The sequence below is a fragment of the Streptomyces echinoruber genome (assembly GCF_014651135.1).
Lineage (GTDB): Bacteria > Actinomycetota > Actinomycetes > Streptomycetales > Streptomycetaceae > Streptomyces > Streptomyces echinoruber.
Window position 1 is genome coordinate 141342 of the sequence record NZ_BMWH01000005.1, and the last position, 19681, is coordinate 161022.

Below are 19681 nucleotides of genomic sequence, written 5' to 3' on the forward strand. Positions count from 1 at the left end.
GTCGGGGCCCGGCCGCCCGTCCCCGGGTCACGGGCGGTCCGCCCCCGGGTCACAGGCGGTCCGCGTACAGGCGGTCCCCGTACAAGTCGTAGCTGCGGGCGCTGTGGTACCGGTCGAGGATCTCTCGCACGACCCGCTCCGCGGTCGGCGCCTCGCGCCCGGGCAGCGGCAGGCCCAGCCGGTGGCCGAGCCCCAGCAGCGCCTCGACCAGCCACGCGGGTTCGGCGAGGAAGGAGCCGGCCGCGTCGCGGTGGTGGTACCAGACGCCGAGGCAGGCGGCGCCCGCCGCGACCAGTGCGTAGCGGTCGGCGAGGGCCTGCACCCGCGGGTTCGCCGGCGCGGCGGTGTCGTCGGCGGGCACCTCGCACAACTCCGCCCGCAGCCGCCGCAGTTCACCGGTCAGCCCGCCGACCAGCTCGCGCAGCAGGCGGAGTTCGGTCCGCGGACCGCCCCGCCGGCCACCGTCCGCGCCGAGCGACCGCCCGATCCCGACCAGCGTCGCGGCCAGCGGGTCCCCGGCCGCCCGCAGCACCGGCCGGCCGACGTCCAGCGGCGGCAACGCGCCGCCGGCGGCGAACAGTTCCCACGGCGGGGTGCCGTCCCGCAGCCACGAGCGGCGCGCCAACTCCGGCAACTGCGGCACGAGCGCCGACTGGCAGGCCGCACCGCCGACATGGCCCACCCCCGTCAGCGGCAGATCGCGCAGGAACACGCGGAAGACCCCGTACGGGCCCTCGTCGCAGTGGAAGCGGGCGCCGAGGACGGCGGACAGGTCGTGGACGCTCTCGCGCAGCAGCCGGGGCACGACGTACCCGGTCACGGCGGCGGCGACGCCGGACGACTCCGGCAGCAGGTGCAGCGCGCGGCCCGCGACCCGGGACAGGCAGTCGCACACCAGCAGGTTCACGAAGACCCGGGCCAGCACGGCGCGTTGCCGCGGGGAGAGCGCTCCCGCAGCGCCGCCCGGCGCCTGCCGTCCGGCGTGCCACACGGCCGTACGCAGTGCCGTGTCGCCCCCGCCCAGCACCATGCCCGGCACGGTGGCGCAGGCGAACCGGTGGGAGCGCAGGGCGAGTTCGGCGCCGTCGCCGACCTGCCCCAGCAGCGTCCCGGCGGGCAGCCGGCAGGTGCGGAACTCCACCTCCCCGACCTCGCAGGCGCGCAGGCCGAGGAGGCGGCGGGCCGGCCGGCGCACCAGGCGGCCGCCCGGCAGGGACGCGGCCTCGACGAGCAGCACGCTGTGGCTGCGCGCCCCCTCCCCCGGACGGGTCCGGGCGAAGACGACCAGACCGTCGGCGCGTGCGGCGCCGACCACCGCGGGTCTACGGCCGTCCAGCAGGATGCCGCCCCGCGGTATGCCGTCCCGCGGTATGCCGTCCCGCAGGGTGCCATCCCGCGGGATGCCGTCCCGCCCGGGCACCGCCGTGCACTCGCCGCGCGTGAAGCAGTCGCCGTACGCCAGTTCGTACGGTGCCACGGCGAGCGTGCCGCCGCCGAGGAGGAGATCGGAGGCCCACCGGCGCTGCCGCACGGTCCCGGCCGCCCAGACGGGCAGGGTCGCGAGCAGCGGGCCCACGCCGTGGCCGACGCCGAGCGACGCCGAACGCCGGAACAGCGCCCGCAGGACGCGCACCAGCCGGTCCGTCCGCTCCAGCCGCCCGCCCAGCGACACGGGGACGACCTCGGCCCCGAGCCCCCATCCGGTTGCCAGGACATCGGCTCCGGGCAGCGGCCGGCCCCGCGCGTCGGCGTCGAGCAGCGCCCGGCGGCCGAACGGGTTGGCGTCGTCCGCGGGATCCCCGAGGAGCCGTTCCACCTCGGCGACCCGCTCCCGCACGGCGCCCTCGGCGGCGTCGGCCCCGCCGTCCCCCGCCGCGGCGCGGGGCGCGGGCACCGGCTGCCCGGTCGGGATCAGCATGACGACGGCTCCTGGGCGGTGGGACGGGGCAGCACCGAGAAGAGGTCGCTCCCCTCCTCGTACTGCGTGATCAGCAGCTCGGCCAGCCGGTCGAACAGCACGTCGTCGGCCGCCCGGGGCCGACGCACGCCGAGGTGGGCCAGCACACGGGCGAGACATGCCTCCAGCCACAGCCCGTCACGCCAGAGCGCTTCGGCGGCGCGACCGGGAGCGTGGTCGGAGGCGTGGCCGGGAGCGTGGCCGGAGACGTGGCCGAGGGCATGGTCGGGGGCGCGGCCGGAGAGGTAGCCGAGGGCATGGTCGGGGGCGCGGCCGGGGGCGTGGCCGGGGGCGCGGCCGGAAACGTGGCCGAGGGCATGGTCGGGGGCGCAGCCGGAGACGTGGCCGGGGGCATGGTCGGGGGCCGGGTCGCGGTCCGCCGGGAGGGCGCCACCGGCCCCGTTGCCCAGCCACACGCCGAGGCAGGCCGCCCCCGCGAAGCACAGCGCGTACGCCCGCGCGTCGGCCAGGCTGCCGGGCGGGGTCCGGCCGGCCGTCGCGGGAGCGACGGCCATCCGGCGGTGCAGCGCCTCGGCCTCCGTCAGCAGCCGGCCGGCCAGCGCGGCGACACCGCTCAACGCGCTCATCTCACGGGCGAGTTCCCTCAGCCGCGCCACGGACTCCGGCAACGTGCCGAGGACGGCGCTGCCGTACCGGGACAGCAGGGCGAGCCGGTCCGGGTCCAGCGGCGGCACCGGCCGGCCGAGCGCGAACAGACGGGCCAGCCGGGGCCGGTGCCCGGACGGGAAGAGGTAGTCCCGCGCCAACGGCCGGAACTGCGCCACCAGCAGGGCCGGGCACAGGGCCGTATCGGCGAGGGCGTCCGACGCGAAGGCATCCGACGCGGAGGCGTACGACGCCGGGCGAGCGTCCGGTGGGCGGACGTCCGCCGAGGAGGCTTCCGCCGAGGGGGCATCCACCGGGTGGGCGCTCGTCGGGTGGGCGCTCGTCGGATGGGCGTCCGCCGGTGCCTCGGCGGGGCCGGCGCGGTCGGCCCGCGGCCGGCCCGGACGGTCACCGGCACGTCCGCCGGCGGGCCCCGGCCCGCGCTCGGGCCGGTCCCGCCGCAGCCGGTCCAGCACCCCGGCGGCCAGCGCGGGCACCAGCAGGCCCACGACGGCGGAGGTCACGCTCATCTCGCTGGTCAGCAGGTGAACGGCCCGCACCCCGACGACGGCGAGGACCTCGCCCAGCAGCACATCGGCGTACGACTCCGTCAGCTCCCGCATCCGCCAGGACGGCACGGAGCCGCCCGCGGACCGGTCGCCCGGCGGCCCGTCCGCGGGGGCTGCCGTACGGCGCAACGCGGCGCGCAGGGCACGCTCGGCGTCCCCGAGCGGGACCGCCGAGAGGACGGTCCACGCCACCTGGTCGGCCTTCAGGAGCATCTCGATGCCGGCGCCTTCCCGCCCCACGACGGCGTCCGAACGCACCCGGGCGCCACGGAAGGCGACGACACCGGGCACGGCACCGTCCGCCTTCCGCACGGACTCCCGCACAACTCCCCGGCCGACCCCCTGCCCGAACTCTTGGCCGGCCCCCTGCCCAGCCCCCTGACCCGTTCCCTGCCGAGGCCCCTGACCGGCCCTCTGCCCGAAGTCCCGCACGACCGTCTGCCCGGCGTCCTCCCCGACCGTCTGCCCGGCGTCTTCCCCGGCCGCTTGCCCGGCGTCCTCCCCGGCCGCCGCCGCGGCAGCGGCCGCTGCCGGCCGGTCGGCAGCCGCGGACAGGTCCCGCAGGTCCCGCGTCTCGAACAGGAGCAGTGAATAGGCACGCGGGCCGGGCACCGGCGAGGTCCGGGCGAGCACGGACACGAACCGCGGGTCCGCCACGGCCCCGGCCAGCCGCTCCTTCCCGTCGACCCGGTAACCGTTCCGGGTCGGGTAGGCGCTCAACCCGCCGGCCGGACCGACGACTTCGGCCCGGGTCAGCCCGAAGGACGCACGGGCGCCCGCGGCCACGGGCCCGGCGACCCGGCGCGCGGTGGCGGCGTCCCCGGACACCCACACCGGCGCCAGCGCCAGAAAGGTGCCGGCCTGGGCGGCGGCCGCCGCGGGATCACGGCGGGCGCACGAGCGCAGGAGCCGGTGGAGCCGCCCGTAGTCGTGCAGCGCGCCTCCGAACTCGGCCGGCACGCAGGCCGCGGACAACTCCGCCGGGCCCGGCGGATCCGCGTCACCCGGCGGATCCGCGTCGCCCGGGGGCACCCGCTCCGTCCCGATCCGCTCCGCCACCCCGGCCCTCCGCGTCCCTCCGTCGTCCCACCGTCCAGGAGGCCGAGTCTCCGTCTCCGGTCTGGAACACCTCTCGAACCTCCGTGGATCACCGATCACCGATCACCGACCACTGACCACTGATCCCTGATCACCGATCACCGCGGAGCAGCGCACCTAGTGCGCGGGCCACCGGGGGCGCACCGCGCCGAGCTCCCGGGCGATCCTCAACTCCAGTTCCGTCAACGGCAGATCGTCACGCACCCGCTCGGGATGCAGGGGCGGCGGCTCCAGGAGCCGGGCAACGCCGTCCGGCGCCCCGGGCACCCACCGCACCGGCTCGTCCCAGGCCCCGTACGCCATCGGCCAGGGCACGCACGCCCCGAACCAGACCCCCAACGCCTGAAGCCCCGGCATGGTCAGCACCTTCACCACCACCCGGCCGACCCCGACCCACACGTTCCTCACACCGCCGCCTCCCCTCTCCCGGCGACCACACCCGACTCCCCCACCCTCCCGCCCCCACCTCAAGCCCTCCTCCAGAAACCCACGAGCCCCGCCCGCCCGCCTCGCCCCGCCTCGCCTCCCGTCCCCGGCTCCCCGCGGCCGACCAGCCGGCCCGTCACCGGCGATGGGCCCCGGAACAGGCCCGGGGCCGAGGGCCGGCCTGAGTACCGCAGCCGTAGCAGTGCCGTGGGAACACGGGCGCCACAGGAGGGCGCCGGTGCCGTGGTTCCGCCGGTCCCGTTGCCGGACGCGGTCACGGAGTGCCGGAGAGCGGCGGGAAGCCGGAAAGCGGCGGGAAGGCCGCGGTCACGCGGTGCCGGCAGCGGCGGCGGTCAGGAGGCGGGCCGCCGTGTCGACGTCCGCCGGGGTGGTCCAGCGGCCCAGGGAGAGCCGGAGGGCCGATCGTGCCCGGGCGTCGTCCAGGCCCATGGCCCGCAGCACCGGCGAGGGCGCGGGGTCGCCGCTGTGGCAGGCCGAGCCGGTGGCGGCGGCCACCTCGGGCACGGCGGCCAGGAGTTCGGGCCCGAGGGTGCCGTCGATGCTGACGTTGAGGGTGTTGGGCAGGCGGTGCTCGGCGGGGCCGTTGAGGTGGACGCGGCCCGGCAGCGCCTCGGTCAGCCGCGTGTGGAGGCGGTCGCGCAGTTCCCGGACGCGGTCGTGGCCGCCGGCGGCCAGTTCCCGGGCGGCGAGTTCGGCGGCCGTGCCCAGGGCGACGGCGAGGGCGACGTTCTCGGTGCCGGCCCGCAGCCCTCGCTCCTGCCCTCCCCCGTGCACGAGGGGTTCGAGGGCGACGCCCTCGCGCACGTACAGGGCGGCGACGCCCTTGGGCGCGTACATCTTGTGCCCGACGACGGTCAGCAGGTCCACGCCCAGCTCGTCCACGTCCAGCGGGATCTTGCCGGCGGCCTGCGCGGCGTCGCAGTGGAACAGCGCCCCGCGGGCGCGGGCGGTGCGCGCGAGGTCGGCGACCGGCTGCAGGGCGCCGGTCTCGTTGTTGGCGGCCATGACCGACACCAGGACGGTGCGTTCGGTGAGCGCGGCGGCCAGGGCCGCGGGGTCGACGAGACCGTCGCCGTCGACCGGCAGGCAGGTCACCTCGACGCCGTGCCACCGCTGCAGCGCCCGGCAGGTCTCCAGGACCGCCGGGTGCTCGGTGACCTGCGTGACCACGTGCGGGCGGTCCGCTCCGGCGGCCAGGACGGCGCCGCGCACGGCGAGGTTGTCGGCCTCCGAGCCGGAGCCGGCGAACACGATCTCCCCGGCCCGCGCACCGATGAGCCCGGCCACCTGCCGGCGCGCGCGGGCCAGGGCGGCCCGGGGCCCGGTGGAGTAGGCGTGGGCGCTGGAGGGATTGCCGAACCGGTCCGTCAGGTACGGCAGCATCGCCTCCACCACCCGGGGATCGACCGGGGTGGTGGCGTTGTGGTCGAGGTAGACCGGCCCGCCGTCGAGACCGGGGTGCGTGGAGGAGGTCACGCGGCATTCTCCGTCTTCACGGGCAGCTCGGCCGGCCGCCGCGGCCGGGCGGCGCCCGCACCCCCGCAGGACGGCCGCCCCCTCACGCCCGCGGGACGGTCGGCCCCCTCACCCCCACAGGACGGCCGGCCCCCTCACGCCCGCGGGACGGCCGCCCCCCTCACGCCCCCAGGACGGCCGGCCCCCTCACGCCCACAGGGCCTCGGCGAGGGCGGCGCCGGCGAAGGCCGCGCCCAGCCCCGCCACCACACTGGCCACGACATTGGCGGCGGCGAAGAACTTCGCGCCGTTCTCGGCCAGGCGGAGGGTCTCGTAGGAGAACGTCGAGTACGTCGTCAGCGCCCCGCACAGCCCCGTGCCCAGCAGCAGTTGCACGTGGGGGGAGGCGGCCCCGGCCGCGGCGGCGCCCGACAGCAGGCCCAGGATCAGGCTGCCGGCCACGTTCACGGTGAACGTGCCCCACGGGAACACCGTGTCGTGCCGCTTCTGCACCGCCCGGTCGGTCAGGTACCGCAGCGGAGCGCCGACCATGGCCCCGACGGCGACGAGCAGCCAGTTCACGCCTTCCCCCTCCCCTTGCCCCGCTCCCTGCCCGCGTACCGGACGACCTCGCAGTCGTCGAGGACCACCAGCCCTTCCGCCACCAGCTCGTCCAGCTCCGGCAGGAAGCCCCGCACCCGCTCCTCGGTGTCCACGAGGACGACCGCCACCGGCAGGTCCTCGCTCAGCGACAGGATCCGCGAGGTGTGGATCAGCGAGGAGGCGCCGAAGCCCTCCACGCCGCGGAACACCGACGCGCCGGCCAGCCCGGCCCGGTGCGCACGGTGCACGATCTCGCTGTACAGCGGCCTGTGGTGCCAGGTGTCGTGCTCCCCGATGAAGATCGTCGCCCGCAGGGCCCTGCCCGTCAGCCGTGTCACCGCCGCCTCCACGCCACCAGGCGGCGCGTCACCGTCGCCGCGAGCCACACCGCCGCCAGCGCCGCGCACGGCGTCGCGGCGAGATACCCGAGCCCGGTCCGGGAACGACCGCCGTCCACCAGCCTGTGGACGTCCACGGCGTACGTGGAGAACGTCGTGAAGCCGCCCAGGACCCCGGTCCCGAAGAACGGCCGCACCAGCCGGTGCGCCGCCCACACGTCGGTGACCAGCACCATGAACACGCCGATGACCGCGCAGCCGACGGCGTTGACCCACAGCGTCGTCCACGGGAAGCCGCCCGCCGCGACCGGCCACACCTGCGACGCCGCGTACCGGGCCGACGCCCCGGCCGCCCCGCCGAGCGCCACCACCGCCACGACCGGCCCCTGCGCCCGCCAGGACCGCCACCGCCGAGCGGGCCCGCGCGGATCGACGCCGGGCTCCGCGGGCTCGTCCACCACCTCGGGATTCGGGGCCGACATGGACGCACGTCCTCCTACTCGCCACGCCCTCTGCTCGCCGGGGCCCGCACGGCGGCGGGCACGCACCATCGCAAGGAGGGACTGTCGGCGGCACCGGTGCCGCGGTTCGGGTACGGCGAGCCCCACCGCCGCGCCGCGCTCACCGACCGCGGCCGACACCAGAGTAACGCCGCCCCGCCCTGCCCCGCCGGGCGCGCGGGACGTGATCGACGGGGCGGCCCGCCGTCCCCGGCCGCGAGCCCTGCTCCGGTCGCCGGACGCCCGGTTCCGCCTGCCCCTCCCGGTTCCGGGTACTCGGCACTCCGCCGGAAGGACCGGCCGCCCGCTCGGGACAGGTGGACAGGTGGACAGGTGAGGAGATCGCGTCATGCGTGTGCGGGACCGTGTGGTGGGGGTGACCGGCGCGTCCAGCGGCACCGGGGCGGCACACGGCGGCTGGGACGGACACCGGCGCACCACCCTGCGCAGGGTCGCGACGGCCGCCGCCCTGGCGGGCGTCACCGTGGGAGCCCGGCCCTGAAGCGACTCCGCGCCCGCCGTCGGCGGGTACGGCGACGGCTCCGCACCCGCCGGGGGACGTCCGCCGGAGGACGTCCCCCGGCGGACGCGGTGCCGGAAGCTGCCCGGCGGAAGGTGGTCGTCCTCCGGCTCCGCCGGGGGTGCGGCGAACCGGGGCGCGATCCGGGCCGACCGGAGCCCCTGGCGCCGACCGGAGCCCCCGGCGCCGGCCGGGACGCGGCGACGTCATGTCCGGAGTCCTGGCGGGAAACGCCCCGACCGGTGCTCGCCGGTGCTCGCCGGTGCTCGCCGGTGCTTGCTGGTGCTCGCTGGTGCTCGCTGGTGTTCGCCGGTCCTCGCATCCCGGGCGTACGACCGGTGGAAACCCGGTTTCGATGCGCTGAATGGGTACCCGGCGTCCTGAGGGACCATCACTCGTTCTCGAGGTGAGGGAAATGGCAACTTCTCCCAGGCCGTCCATGGAGACGCACCCGGACATCATCGACATGCGCCTGCGCCACGAGATGGCCGAGCGTGCCACGAGCACCCCGCAGGGGCAGGCCCTCGGGACGCTGGCCTTCCTCACCGGCATCTACCTGGCCGCGTCCCCGTGGATCACCGGCTTCAACGCCATGTCCACGCTGGCCGTCAACAACCTCCTCACCGGCCTCGCCTACGCCATGCTGATGAGCGGGGGATTCGGCCGGGCCTACGACCGCACCCACAGCATGGCGTGGGGATCCTGCGCCCTGGGAGTGTGGACGATCATCGCGCCGTGGGTGGTGGCCGGTGACGTCAGCACGACCAAGACCATCGTCAACAACGTCATCACCGGCGCGATCGCCCTCCTCCTCGCCCTCGCCGCCAGCGCGGCCGCCCGGGCGGCGGAGTCGTCGGGCGCCCGGGGAGACAGGTCGGCGTCGTACATGCCGAACCGCTGACCTGCGATCCGACCTCACAATCCGACCCCCGCCGGCGCCCCGAGGGCGCCGGCCTCGCGCTGCGGGTGCGGCCCGGCCGGTGGCGGGGCGCGCCGGGCTCCTGCTGGAACGGCGGCCTCTGCAGTAGGCTGCTGACCCATGTCGCACCCTGATGACCTGCTCCTCGGCATCGCCGCGATGGTGGAGGCGGAGGGAAGCAGCCGGATGTCCCTCACGGTGGTGGTCCCCGGGGCCGTCATCACGGGACGGCTGGCCCCGGAGGCCCTGTGGAAGGAGCGGGTGGCGGAGGTGTTGGCGGACTCCACGCACCTCGCGCCCTTCGCCGACGTGTTCCGTCCCCAGAAGGAGTCCGCGCGGCCCGCGGACGGCGGCGGGGACCGGCGCGGCGATCCGCCCACCCACCTGCACTTCCATCTCGCGCGCATCCTGCAGGGCAGCTTCGGCATCCCCGACACCGGCGGGATGTACCGGGTCGCGCTGAAGGACGTCAGCGCCTGGACCGTCGGGGACATCGGCTACTCGGACCAGTGAGCACCGGCCGGCCGGGGCGGCGGCCCGGCGCACCCGGCGACCGGCGCACCCGGCGGCCCACTGGCCCACTGGCTCAATGACTCGGTGGCTCACCGGCTCAGCGCCCCCCTGGCTCAGCCACTCCCTGGCTCAGCGCCCCCTGGCCTCAGTGACCGAGTGACTCCGTGCCCCGCGCGGACGGCAGTTGCTGCTCCGCCCAGATCGTCTTGCCCGTGTCCGTGTACCGCGTGCCCCAGCGCTGGGCGACCTGGGCCACCAGGAACAGGCCGCGGCCGCCCTCGTCGGTGCTGCGGGCGCGGCGCAGGTGCGGGGAGGTGTTGCTGGCGTCGGACACCTCGCAGATCAGCGCGCGTTCGTGGATCAGGCGGAGGTGGATGGGGCCGTAGGCGTGGTTGATGGCGTTGGTGACCAGTTCGCTGACGATGAGTTCGGTGGTGAAGGCGGCGTCGTCCAGGCCCCAGGCGGCCAGTTGCCGGGCCGTGTCGCGGCGGGCCTGCTGCACCGCGGCGGGGTCGGCGGGGATCTCCCAGGAGGCGACGCGGTCCGGGCTGAGGGCGTGGGCGCGGGCGACGAGGAACGCGACGTCGTCCTGCGGGCGGTCCGGCAGCAGCGTGCGCACCATGGTGTTGCAGATCTCGTCCAGCGGGCGGTCCGGGTGGGCGAGCGCGAAGCAGAGGCGTTCGAAGCCGACGTCGACGTCCCGGTCGGAGGCCTCGACCAGGCCGTCGGTGTAGAAGGCGAGGACGCTGCCGTCCTCCACCTCGATCTCGGTGGACTCGAAGGGCAGGCCGCCCAGGCCGAGCGGCGGGCCGGCCGGGATGTCGGGGAACTCGACGGGCTCGCGCAGGTGCGCGATGGCGGGGCTGGGATGGCCGGCCCGGGCGACGCAGAACTTGCGCGAGATCGGGTCGTAGATGCCGTACACGCAGGTCGCGCCGACCACGAGCGGGCCCTCGGTGGAGGCCTCGGCCTCGTCCGCGAGGCGCAGGACGAGGTCGTCGAGCCGGGCGAGCAGTTCGTCGGGCGGCAGGTCGAGGTCGGCCAGGGTCTGGACGGCCGCGCGCAGCCGGCCCATGCTCGCCGCGGCGTGGATGCCGTGGCCGAAGACGTCGCCGACGACGAGGGCGACCCGGGCGCCCGACAGGGGGATCACGTCGAACCAGTCGCCGCCGACGCCGGCCTCGGCGTCGGCCGGGAGGTAGCGGTAGGCGACGTCGACGGCGATGTGGTCCGGCAGGTTGGGGGGCAGCAGGCTGGTCTGCAGGGCGAGCGCCGCGTGGTGCTCGCGGGCGAAGCGCCGGGCGTTGTCCACGCACATGGCCGCGCGCGCCACCAGCTCCTCGACGAGGAGCAGCTCGTCCTCGTCGAAGGGGTTGGGGTTGGCCCAGCGCAGCAGGGTGACGACGCCCATGGTCACGCCGCGGGCCCGCAGGGGCGCGGTGAGGTGGGAGTGGATGCCGATCTCCAGGAATTTGCCGTAGCGGGCCGGGTCCTCGGCCAGCCACGCGGTGGACGTGTCGAGGACGGGGTCGTGGACCGGGCGGCCGGTGGCCAGGCAGCGCCGCTGCGGGGAGCGGGCCGGGTAGTCGGCGGGGTGCCCGAGCGGCACGATCACCTCCGGCAGGTCCTGGTGGGCGGACCGGTGGGCCACCCGCACCAGCGTGCCGCGGTCCCCCGGCCCGGCCGTGAGCTCGTACACCGACAGGACCCGGTCCAAAAGGTCGATCGCGACGAAGTCGGCGACCTGCGGCACCAGCACCTCGGCGAGTTCCTGCACCGTGCGCTTCAGGTCCAGGGTGGTGCCGATGCGCTGGCCGGCCTCGTTGACCAGGGCGAGCCGTTCACGGGCCCGGTCCTGGCCGGTGAAGTCGACGGCGGTGTGGCACACGCCCAGCGTCTTGCCCTCGGGGTTGCGCAGCGGGAAGGAGGAGCGGAGCCGCAGGTGGGCCTCGTGGTGCGGGCCGGTCTCGTCCGGCGCGGACGGCACCTGCTCGAAGGCGAGCGGGACCCGCCCGGACATCAGCACCTGCCGGGCCTGCCAGTCCACCACCGACGGCACCGGCGCCTGCGCCGGCGGCGTCACCGGACCGGTGGCGGCGTCCTCCTGCACGCCCACGGGCAGGCCCTCCATGTCGGCCAGCACGCGGTTGACCCACTGCCACCGCAGTTCGGTGTCCAGGACGGCGATCCCGACCGGCGACTCCTCCAGCAGGCCCCGCAGGACCGCCCGGTCCAGCTCCCACGCGCGCGCGGCGTCGACCCCGCAGGCCGCGGCCAGCCATCCGACGTCCCGGTCGGTGTCCAACGGGCAGACACGCACGGCGAGTTCGACCCGGTGACCGGCCCGGTGGCAGGCGACGACCACGCCCTCCCAGCCGTTCCCGACGCGCTGCGCCAGGCCGCCGGACTGCACCGCCGCCAGGTCGTCCGCGCTCGTCAGGAGCGACGTCACGGGCCGGCCCACCACGTCGGCGGGCGCGTGGCCGAGGAGGTGCTGCGCCTGCCGGCTCCAGTACTGGATCAGGCCGTTCCCGTCCACGAGCACCACGGCGGCAGCGGTGATCCCCAAGGGGTCACCCCCGCACTCGTACCCGTATGCGCCGTCCCGCAGGCCCATGCTGCCGGTCCCATCCACAGGAGGTTCCTGGCCACTACGTTGCCACACCCATGCGCGTGTGTCTCGACAGGAGGCGTCACCACTTCGGCCATAACGTTTCTTATGGCAGGACACCGGCGGATCGAAAGACGGACGGGAATCCCCGTGTTGTGCCGGACGCCGCGGCCGCCGTCCGCGGTGCCCGCCGGCGCACCGCGCCCGCGGGCCCGACCCACACGAGAGAGCAGAGCATCCGATGTCGAGGATGGTGATGGTCCTGTCCGGGGCCGACCGTCTCCGGCTGGCCGACGGGTCCACCCACCCCACCGGCTTCTGGGCGGAGGAGGTCGTCGCCACCCTGAAGGTGCTGCGCGCGGCCGGCGCGCACGTGGACCTCGCCACGCCCGGGGGCGTCCGGCCGACGGTCGACGCGCTCAGCCTGGACGAGCGGGGCGGGGTGTCCGAGGCCGACGCCCGGGAGTTCCGCGCCCACCTGGAGGAGATCGCGGACGAGCCGGCCGCCCCGCTCCCGCTGAGCGGCGTGCGGGCGTCGGCCTACGACGCGATCCACCTCCCCGGCGGCCACGCGCCCCTGGCCGACCTCGCGCAGGACGCCGACCTGGGGCGGCTGCTCACCGAGGCCGACGCGCAGGGCCGGATCGTGGCCGCGCTGTGCCACGGCGTGGCCGGGCTGCTGAGCGCGCACGGGCCGGACGGCGGCTTCGCGTTCGCCGGGCGCGCCCTGACCTCCTTCACCGACGAGGAGGAGCGGCAGGGCGGGCTCGGCGACCGCACGCCGTACTTCCTGGAGAGCCGGCTGCGGGAGCGCGGGGCCGTGCTGCGGCCCGGCGCCGCGTGGAGCAGCACCGTGGTGCGCGACGGGAACCTGATCACCGGCCAGAACCCCCAGTCCAGCACCGCGACCGCGGAGGCGGTGCTGAAGGCGCCGGCCGAACGGTGAGCCCCCGCCGCCCGGGTCCCGCACCCTCCGTCCGCGGGACCCGGGCGGCGTACGGAGGGACGTACGGGCAGACGGACGTACGGGCGGACGGGCGGACCGGGCGGACAGGCGGACCGGGCGGACGTAGGAACGTACGGGCCGCGGGTACGCTCTCCTCCTCCGCAGCACCCCAAGGCCCCGAACGACCCCGAACGACCCCAGACCTCGAACGCCCCCAGACCTCGAACGCTCCCAGACCTCGAACGCTCCCAGACCTCGAACGCCTCCAGATCCCGAACGCCCCCAGACCCCGAACAACCCCGGACCCCGACCGCTCCCGAAGACCCGAAGCCCCGAAGCCCCGAAGACGTCGAGAAGTGCGGTGCCGTGCCCAGTCTTGATCTGCTGTCGACCTTCCTGGAGATCTACCGGACCGGTTCGCTGTCCGCGACCGCGCACCGGCTGGGGATGACGCAGCCCGCGGTGAGCGGGCAGCTCGCGCGGCTGGAGGAGCACATCGGCGAGCCGCTGTTCGTGCGCACGCGCCGGGGGGTGACGCCCACCCAGCGGGCGGCGGCGCTGGCCTCGCGGGTCGGGCTGCACGTGGACGAGTTGCGCGGCTCGCTGGAGTCCGCCGACGCGCAGCCGACGCTGCGGGGCACCGTGCGGATCGGCGGGGCGGCCGACGTGATGAGCCTGCGGGTGCTGCCGGCGCCGGGATCTCCGTGCTGCCGCGCTACATCGCCGCCCCGGCGCTGGACGCCGGGGACGTGGTGCAGCTGCACCGGCCCGAAGTGGCCCCGCTCAACACGCTGTACCTCGCCACGCGGCGCGGGGCCCCCGCCCATCCGGCGGTCACCGTCCTGCGCGACCGCCTCCAGGACGCGGCACGGACGTGGGACGGCCTGTGAGGGTCCCCGCCCGCGTCGTCGCCGAAGAGGTGCGCCTCACCCGCAAGACGCTGCTGGCGCTGCCCGGGCCGGCCTCGCCGACAGCGCCGCCCGTGAAGCTGCCGGACCAGCCGGCCTACCAGCAGATCATGGCGGTGTTCGCCGCTGCCGACGCCCCGCTGCGGGCGCGGGCGGTCTGCGAGGCGATGGACCTGGAGATCGCACCCAGCAACGTCAACAACGTCCGGCTCAAGCTCAAGCGGCCGGCCGAACGAGGAATCCTGATCGAGCCCGAGCAGGGCTTGTTCACCAAGCCGCAGTCGTAGCCGGCTGGTCAGTCCACGACCAGCCCGACAGCCCTACCCAAAAGCCCGAAACGGGCACCACGTCACGCACCGCCCTCTGAGATCGGCAACCGGGTCAGGAACCGACCGCGAGAGCCAGTTCCCGGACACCTGCCGCGTGCGGGTGGCGTGAGCGAAGCGAGTCGACCATCTCTCGGATCGCTGGACGGTCGCGGACCTCCCCGGGGCTCACGCGCATCGCGGCGAGGAGTTCCTGGGCGGTCTGCTCCGGTTTCCCCCACTGCCACCACGCGCGGGCGAGGTCCGTGTGCATCCGGCTCTTCCGCTCGGCTGTGGGGAACAGGTCGGCACGCAGCCCGCGTCCGGCCTCCAGCGCGGCGCCGGCGTCGCCCAGGGCCCAATGCACGCCGACCGCGTAGAGGTCGACGGCGGCCGGTGAGATACGGAACAGGCGACTGTCGGGTGGCATGGCCGGCAGTCGGCGGGCCGCTCGCCGGGCTTCCTCGATCATGGCCAGCGCCTGGCCGCGGTCACCGGATCGGGCCGCGGTGTACGACGTGGTGCAGAGCATCTGCGCGTACGCCGCGGCCTGTGCGTCGGTGCGTAGCCCGGTCGCCTCCACGTCAGCGGCGGCGTCCAGGACGAGGCGTTGGGCGGCGGCGGCTTGGTCCTGATGGCGGAGGACGATGGCCAGTTCGCGCGCGGCCGCGGCGCCGGCCAACGGCGACCCGGACAGGGAGGCGTAGGTGGTGGCGCGGTCAGCGGTGATCCGGGCGCGGTCGTACCGGCCGATCTTCACCAGAATCTGAGTGGCCAGGGTGTAGCAGGCGGAGAGGCGGGCGTGATCGAGGTCGGTACGGGATCGTGCCGCGTCGTGGGCGTCGCCGAGGAGACCGGGAAGGTCACGGAGCAAGGCCGTGTGCTGCCCGGCGTCGAACATGCGGCGGGCGCGGGCGAGCCGGGCATCAGGCCGTGCGGCGTTTCCCGAGGGAGCAGGGGTGCCGGCGAGCGCGTCATCGACGGCCAGGAGCAGAGAAGCGGGCACGGCCGTCCCCGCAGCGGCGAGCAGAGTACGGCGGCGCATCGGGTCCTCCTCGGCGTCACGCGAAGCGTCCGGCGCCACTCTAGTGGCGGTGCGCGGAGCTGAGGAGGTGAACCCGCAGGCCGCAGCCAGAAGAGGTGACGGAACGCCAACCGCATCGGCAGCGGCCCGAAGCAGGTCCATGTCCGTGACTCGCCTGCTGCCTTCCAGCCGTGACACGGTGGATGGCGAACACCCGATCCGGCGGCCGAGGTCGGCCTGCCGCCAACCCCGGTGACGCCGCCCCAGACGGACCAGGCCGCCTGGGGCGCGCTGCTCGACCAGGTCCCGTGCCTCGCGCGAGGACCAGATACCTAACTCGGCGGTGAGCATCAGGCCCTCCCACGCGGGTCAAGGTGCGGGGCCCTCAACCGTACGGAGGCGGATCGGCCCCGTCGAGACCGTATGCAGGATGTGCACACGCGGCGGCAGACGCGGTCGAAGTCCGAACAACCGAGTTGTGCTCGCCTACACTCGGCTACGCGCCGTCATCCTCATTGAGGAAGACGGGGGTACGAACAGAGGTGGCCCCCTCAACGTGTCTGAGGGGGCCACCGTGCTGTTCGACGCGAGTGAGGATCAGGCGCGAGCGTCAGCCTCGAACTCTTCCGCTCCTGCGGCCGTCACGAAGGCGGCCCAGGAAGACCGCGGGAAGACGAGCGCGGGACCCTCCGGGTCCTTGGAGTCGCGGACTCCGATCCGGGTCGGGAAGGCAGCCGCCTCGATGCAGTTGTTGCCGGCGCCGTCGGAGTACGACGACTTGCGCCATTTCGCGCCGGCTCGGGTCAGCTCGGGTGCCGTGTAGGTGCGCTTTTCGGTCATTTGGTGATCTCTCGTTTCAGCTTCTCAAGAAACGCTGGTGTGTCCTCCGGCGGGAGCGCCGAAGCTGTTATGGCGTTGAACTTCCGCGTGAAGCGTCCCACTTCGCGGGGCTTGTCACTCACGGAGGTGGCGCTCCAAGCGTTGTCCACCTGCACGGACGCAGGAAGATCTCCGTTGAGGTGCAGCACGCTGAAGTCGTGGGAGGGCAGGTAGCCGCGGATCTTCGGCGGGAGCAGAGGGAGAACCTGGACGGTCACGTTGGGGAGGGCGGCCAGCTTGATGATCTCTTCGTACTGCTCGACCATCACGTCCACGTCACCGATGAGATAGCGGAGCGCGGGCTCCCACAGCACAGCGCGCAGGACGAGCGGGTCTTCGGACCGCGTCAGCGCGTCCTGACGGCGCATCCTCAGTTTGACGTTCCGGTCGATGAACTCGGATGTGGTCTCCTCGATCGGCTGGGCCAACTGGTACAAGGTGCGGGCGTAGGCCTCGGTTTGCAGCAGGCCGAGGATGAGGCTCGGGTGGAAGGCCCAGGTCTCGCGGGCCGCGGCCTCGATCCCGACGAAGCGCGGCATGCCGGAGGGCATGGTGGAGCGGTACGGCGTCCACCAGTCCTGGCTGGCCGCCTCGCGCTGAATGGCGAGGAGCTGCTCGATGTCCCGTTCGTCCGTGACGCCGTACAGGTCGAGGAGCGTGCGGAGGTCAGAGGCGGACCGCAGGTCCGACAGTCCGGTTTCGACTCGCTGAAGCTTCGCGAAGTAGAGGCCCTTCACGCCCTTCTTGGCGGCTTGCTCGACGACTTCCTCCATCGTCATCTCGGCTCGCTCGCGTAGTTGGCGCAACTCATAACCCAGTTCGATGCGCCGCACCGTCGGTCTGGGCTTCTGTGCCATGCGTCCGCCTTCCCGTCTCATGCGCCTGCCGAAACCGGCGATGCGCGCAGTCTGACACGCCATGCGCGCGCCGTTGTAGTCCATGTGCGCGCCCTGGCATGTGCCATTTTCTATTCCGGAGAATATTCACTGGCCTATCCGTTGCGAGATAACTTTCCCACACGGCACCGTAGTTGAGCCACGACGTCGCGCGATCGGAGGGGCGTTCGCCCCCGATGCCGCGCCGGTCATCTTGACATGTTCCGACCTGCGGAAAGGCTGGCCATGACTTCGACTGCGGTTGCCAGGCGGACGTACACCAGCCCGCGCGCCGTGAGGGCCGGGCACGAGATGTCCTTCCTCCGCGACCCTGCCTCGACGCCGGGGACGCTTACGCGGGCCGACGCCGAATGGCCGCGTCGTCTCCGCCGCATCGTCCGGGCCACGCTGCACCACTGGGAACGGCGTGGCCTTCTCGAAGCCGGAGAGCTGATCGAGACCGAGGAGCTTCTGACGACCGAACTGGTCACCAACGCCCTTCGGCACGGCCGCGGCCCCGAGATTCGCTACCGGCTGTACCTCACCGTCACGCACCTCGTCACCGAGGTCCGGGACGGCTCCACGGAAGCTCCCGTCCTGCGCCACGCCCCGCCCACCGCCGAGAGCGGACGCGGCCTCTTCCTCGTCGACGTCATGGCCGAGTCGTGGGGCGTGAGCGAGGACGGCACAACCACCTGGTGCACCCTCCCCCTGACCAAAGGACCCGAAGAGATGCAATCCGTCGCGGTGACCGCTCCGGTCCTGCGCGAGATCCCGATGGATCTCCCCACCGATCCCAGCGCCGCGGGCTTGGCCCGCATCCAGGCCCGCACCCTGCTCACCGTACTGAGCTGGCCTGGCAACCAGCACTTCGCGATCGACGTCTTGCACGTCCTCGTCGACAACGCGGTGCAGCACGCCCTCACCGCCGGGAGGACCGGGCAGACCTTCGGCGCGCGCCTCAGCATCACCGAGGCTCACGAACTGCTCGTCGACGTCACCGACCCTGTCCCGGAGTTCCCCAACTTCGACAAGGCCGTCGCCGGCGAACTGGGCCGTGGCCTCTGGGAGATCGCGCGCCAGGGTGCCGCCCTCTCCTGGTTCGTCGTCGGCTCCGAGTTCGACGCCAAAACGGTACGCGCCATCCTGCGTCCCGGGGTGGTGGAACCGTGACCGCGCCGGTCGAGGCGCTGCCGACCGGTGCCGAGGTGATGCAGCGCCTGATCGACTCCGCCGGCGCCGCTCGTCAGCCGGCCGCCGACATGGCCGACCTTGCCCAGGTGATTCGTACCCTCCTGGCGGTCGAGGCCCGCCGTGACACCCGCGTGCGTCTCGGCGGCAACCTCTTCGACGTCGTCATCACCAGTTCCGGCCTCCAGGCGCGCAGCGCCGTCGTTCTCATGGACGAGATCCAGGGCGGATGCGGGCCCGTGATCGAGGACCCCGAGCGCGGGTGGTTCTACTGGCTCGTCCCACCAGGGTCCTCCCAGCAGTGGGAGCCGCACCCGCACGCCGTGTGCCTGGGCGCTCCGCACACGATCACTCTGCCGTCGCTGAACAGGACCGTCCCTCCGGGCCCGTACTGGTTTCGGCCCTCGGCGAGCGACCGACTCGTTCCGACGCGGCCGCTCAGCGAAGCCCTGGCCCAGCTCCGTCCCGAGCCGACACCACACGCCGCGCTCGCGGCACAGCTCGGCATCACCCCCTGAGACACCGTGCTCGCAGGCTCCCTCCCCCCTCGTAGGTCAGCGAGCACGGTCCGCCTCCCCACTGCCGGGCCCCGATCAGGCCCGGCAGCGGGTGACCCCTCGGAAAGCGAGGACTTCGTGAACAGACCGATAGCGCCGTACGACATCCGTTTCAGGGGAGAGATCACCTCGCCCACGGATCTCGTGGTCACCGCGACGGGCATCGCCTATGCGAATCCTGTGGCGGACGCGCTTCACCGGGACCTCGACAACGTCCTGTGGGAACGGTGCGGAGGGGAAACCACCGGTGGCCCCGCCTACGCGGAGAAGCTTCACCCTCAACGGCAGAGGACCACGATGGAGCAGCTCCTCTGCGCGGGATGCAAAGCGCCGGCCGCGCGGGACGAGCGGGGAATGGCGTGGGTCCTTCCCTTGCTCGACAACGCGCCGGACACGGTTTGGGAAGGTGTGCGAACCGCGATCCCGCCGCTGTGCGGGGCTTGTGCGGATCGGGTCCCGCGCCTGTGCCCGCGACTGCGCGAAGGCCACGTCGAGCTGCGCGTCCGCGAAGCGGAGCAGATCGGCGTGCGCGGAACGCTTCATCCCAGCCCCGGGGAGCAGGGGCCGCCCGACCCTGACGTCCTGGTCATGTACGACTCCCCGGATCTGCCCTTCGTGGTCGCCCGCCAGGTCGTCCGAGAGCTGCGGCTCACCACCGTGGTGGCCTTCACCGCAGCACGGACCTGAGCCACCCGCAGGAAACCTCGTGTGCACGACGCGCATACCGCGTGCACGAGGTGACCGTCGATCACCGCGCGCAGCTGTCCGGTGGTCCTCTCGTACCAACCCGCCCCGACCGAGGAGGCACCCCAGTGGATCGGTACTCGTCCCGTCGCCAGCGGCTGCTGACGTCATCCAGG

Annotated in this window: 20 protein-coding genes and 1 pseudogene; 10 read left to right on the forward strand and 11 right to left on the reverse strand. The window is 74.2% G+C overall.

The features are described 5' to 3' along the window. Window positions 1-49: 49 nt before the first annotated feature. The 7 genes from IE225_RS09610 to crcB (IE225_RS09640) form a co-directional block, all read right to left on the reverse strand. The gene (locus tag IE225_RS09610; protein WP_190056969.1) at window positions 50-1918 is read right to left on the reverse strand and encodes an acyl-CoA dehydrogenase family protein; all 1869 of its coding nucleotides are present in this window, start codon (window positions 1916-1918) and stop codon (window positions 50-52) included. Beyond that, on the reverse strand, window positions 1912-4191 hold the full coding sequence (locus IE225_RS09615; RefSeq protein ID WP_190056970.1) for a hypothetical protein: 2280 nt from the start codon (window positions 4189-4191) through the stop codon (window positions 1912-1914). Before IE225_RS09615 ends, IE225_RS09610 begins: the two co-directional genes overlap by 7 nt. A 156-nt stretch (window positions 4192-4347) precedes the next feature. Further along, the gene (locus tag IE225_RS09620) at window positions 4348-4638 is read right to left on the reverse strand and encodes a DUF6059 family protein (RefSeq protein ID WP_190056971.1); all 291 of its coding nucleotides are present in this window, start codon (window positions 4636-4638) and stop codon (window positions 4348-4350) included. A gap of 345 nt (window positions 4639-4983) precedes the next feature. Then, window positions 4984-6153 carry a cysteine desulfurase family protein gene (locus tag IE225_RS09625; RefSeq protein ID WP_190056972.1) on the reverse strand — a complete coding sequence of 390 codons (1170 nt, stop codon included), beginning with the start codon at window positions 6151-6153 and terminating at the stop codon, window positions 4984-4986. A gap of 186 nt (window positions 6154-6339) precedes the next feature. Next, complete coding sequence (gene crcB / locus IE225_RS09630) at window positions 6340-6714, reverse strand: fluoride efflux transporter CrcB (RefSeq protein WP_190056973.1); 375 nt, start codon at window positions 6712-6714, stop codon at window positions 6340-6342. Next, window positions 6711-7073 carry a DUF190 domain-containing protein gene (locus IE225_RS09635; RefSeq protein WP_190056974.1) on the reverse strand — a complete coding sequence of 121 codons (363 nt, stop codon included), beginning with the start codon at window positions 7071-7073 and terminating at the stop codon, window positions 6711-6713. Before IE225_RS09635 ends, crcB (IE225_RS09630) begins: the two co-directional genes overlap by 4 nt. Next, complete coding sequence (gene crcB / locus IE225_RS09640) at window positions 7070-7555, reverse strand: fluoride efflux transporter CrcB (protein ID WP_190056975.1); 486 nt, start codon at window positions 7553-7555, stop codon at window positions 7070-7072. The genes IE225_RS09635 and crcB (IE225_RS09640) overlap by 4 nt, the downstream gene beginning before the upstream one ends. A 367-nt stretch (window positions 7556-7922) precedes the next feature. Here crcB (IE225_RS09640) and IE225_RS09645 point away from each other — a divergent pair, with 367 nt between their 5' ends. From IE225_RS09645 to IE225_RS09655, 3 genes are all read left to right on the forward strand, one after another. Beyond that, entirely contained in the window at window positions 7923-8075 is a 153-nt protein-coding gene (locus IE225_RS09645) for a hypothetical protein (protein WP_190056976.1), read from the forward strand. A 457-nt stretch (window positions 8076-8532) separates the two neighbouring features. After that, window positions 8533-8994, forward strand: coding sequence for an SPW repeat protein (locus tag IE225_RS09650; RefSeq protein ID WP_190057114.1), 462 nt, complete (start codon window positions 8533-8535; stop codon window positions 8992-8994). Between the two features lie 138 nt (window positions 8995-9132). Further along, on the forward strand, window positions 9133-9525 hold the full coding sequence (locus IE225_RS09655; protein WP_190056977.1) for a GvpU-like protein: 393 nt from the start codon (window positions 9133-9135) through the stop codon (window positions 9523-9525). A 145-nt stretch (window positions 9526-9670) separates the two neighbouring features. Here the strand turns inward: IE225_RS09655 and IE225_RS09660 are convergent, their stop codons facing one another. After that, window positions 9671-12094, reverse strand: a complete 2424-nt coding sequence (locus IE225_RS09660; protein ID WP_308432470.1) for a SpoIIE family protein phosphatase — start codon at window positions 12092-12094, stop codon at window positions 9671-9673. A 283-nt stretch (window positions 12095-12377) separates the two neighbouring features. On the opposite strand from IE225_RS09660, the gene IE225_RS09665 reads away from it, so the two are divergent. From IE225_RS09665 to IE225_RS09675, 4 genes and pseudogenes are all read left to right on the forward strand, one after another. Further along, a complete protein-coding gene (locus IE225_RS09665) occupies window positions 12378-13082 on the forward strand; it encodes a type 1 glutamine amidotransferase domain-containing protein (RefSeq protein WP_190056978.1) in 705 nt (234 codons plus the stop codon). A gap of 366 nt (window positions 13083-13448) precedes the next feature. Continuing rightward, a pseudogene (locus IE225_RS32995) lies at window positions 13449-13574 on the forward strand (helix-turn-helix domain-containing protein); the annotation flags it as partial. 212 nt (window positions 13575-13786) lie between these two features. Beyond that, a complete protein-coding gene (locus IE225_RS33000) occupies window positions 13787-13972 on the forward strand; it encodes a LysR substrate-binding domain-containing protein (protein ID WP_229879360.1) in 186 nt (61 codons plus the stop codon). Continuing rightward, window positions 13969-14277 (forward strand): hypothetical protein, encoded by a 309-nt coding sequence (locus IE225_RS09675; RefSeq protein WP_190057135.1) that lies wholly within the window; start codon window positions 13969-13971, stop codon window positions 14275-14277. The genes IE225_RS33000 and IE225_RS09675 overlap by 4 nt, the downstream gene beginning before the upstream one ends. 94 nt (window positions 14278-14371) lie before the next feature. Here the strand turns inward: IE225_RS09675 and IE225_RS09680 are convergent, their stop codons facing one another. The 3 genes from IE225_RS09680 to IE225_RS09690 all read right to left on the reverse strand — a co-directional run bounded on the left by IE225_RS09680 (window position 14372) and on the right by IE225_RS09690 (window position 17139). Continuing rightward, window positions 14372-15670 carry a helix-turn-helix domain-containing protein gene (locus IE225_RS09680; protein WP_190056979.1) on the reverse strand — a complete coding sequence of 433 codons (1299 nt, stop codon included), beginning with the start codon at window positions 15668-15670 and terminating at the stop codon, window positions 14372-14374. Between the two features lie 246 nt (window positions 15671-15916). Beyond that, window positions 15917-16159: a DUF397 domain-containing protein gene (locus tag IE225_RS09685; RefSeq protein ID WP_190056980.1), complete on the reverse strand. Its 243-nt coding sequence runs from the start codon at window positions 16157-16159 to the stop codon at window positions 15917-15919. Continuing rightward, a complete protein-coding gene (locus IE225_RS09690; RefSeq protein ID WP_308432471.1) occupies window positions 16156-17139 on the reverse strand; it encodes a helix-turn-helix domain-containing protein in 984 nt (327 codons plus the stop codon). Before IE225_RS09690 ends, IE225_RS09685 begins: the two co-directional genes overlap by 4 nt. A gap of 180 nt (window positions 17140-17319) precedes the next feature. Here IE225_RS09690 and IE225_RS09695 point away from each other — a divergent pair, with 180 nt between their 5' ends. From IE225_RS09695 to IE225_RS09705, 3 genes are all read left to right on the forward strand, one after another. Continuing rightward, window positions 17320-18246, forward strand: a complete 927-nt coding sequence (locus tag IE225_RS09695; protein WP_190056981.1) for an ATP-binding protein — start codon at window positions 17320-17322, stop codon at window positions 18244-18246. Next, complete coding sequence (locus IE225_RS09700; protein WP_229879362.1) at window positions 18243-18782, forward strand: hypothetical protein; 540 nt, start codon at window positions 18243-18245, stop codon at window positions 18780-18782. Before IE225_RS09695 ends, IE225_RS09700 begins: the two co-directional genes overlap by 4 nt. 336 nt (window positions 18783-19118) lie before the next feature. Beyond that, entirely contained in the window at window positions 19119-19508 is a 390-nt protein-coding gene (locus IE225_RS09705) for a hypothetical protein (protein ID WP_190056982.1), read from the forward strand. The last annotated feature ends 173 nt before the right edge of the window (window positions 19509-19681 follow it).

What these genes read in the sequence shown, in the direction of transcription:
- IE225_RS09610 (WP_190056969.1), bottom strand. Translation starts at nt 1,918, where the DNA reads ATGCTGATCCCGACCGGGCAGCCGGTGCCCGCGCCCCGCGCCGCGGCG.
- crcB (WP_190056975.1), bottom strand. Translation starts at nt 7,555, where the DNA reads ATGTCGGCCCCGAATCCCGAGGTGGTGGACGAGCCCGCGGAGCCCGGC.
- IE225_RS09645 (WP_190056976.1), top strand. Translation starts at nt 7,923, where the DNA reads ATGCGTGTGCGGGACCGTGTGGTGGGGGTGACCGGCGCGTCCAGCGGC.
- IE225_RS09650 (WP_190057114.1), top strand. Translation starts at nt 8,533, where the DNA reads ATGGAGACGCACCCGGACATCATCGACATGCGCCTGCGCCACGAGATG.
- IE225_RS09655 (WP_190056977.1), top strand. Translation starts at nt 9,133, where the DNA reads ATGTCGCACCCTGATGACCTGCTCCTCGGCATCGCCGCGATGGTGGAG.
- IE225_RS09665 (WP_190056978.1), top strand. Translation starts at nt 12,378, where the DNA reads ATGTCGAGGATGGTGATGGTCCTGTCCGGGGCCGACCGTCTCCGGCTG.
- IE225_RS09680 (WP_190056979.1), bottom strand. Translation starts at nt 15,670, where the DNA reads ATGCTCACCGCCGAGTTAGGTATCTGGTCCTCGCGCGAGGCACGGGAC.
- IE225_RS09685 (WP_190056980.1), bottom strand. Translation starts at nt 16,159, where the DNA reads ATGACCGAAAAGCGCACCTACACGGCACCCGAGCTGACCCGAGCCGGC.
- IE225_RS09690 (WP_308432471.1), bottom strand. Translation starts at nt 17,139, where the DNA reads ATGGACTACAACGGCGCGCGCATGGCGTGTCAGACTGCGCGCATCGCC.
- IE225_RS09695 (WP_190056981.1), top strand. Translation starts at nt 17,320, where the DNA reads ATGACTTCGACTGCGGTTGCCAGGCGGACGTACACCAGCCCGCGCGCC.
- IE225_RS09705 (WP_190056982.1), top strand. Translation starts at nt 19,119, where the DNA reads ATGGAGCAGCTCCTCTGCGCGGGATGCAAAGCGCCGGCCGCGCGGGAC.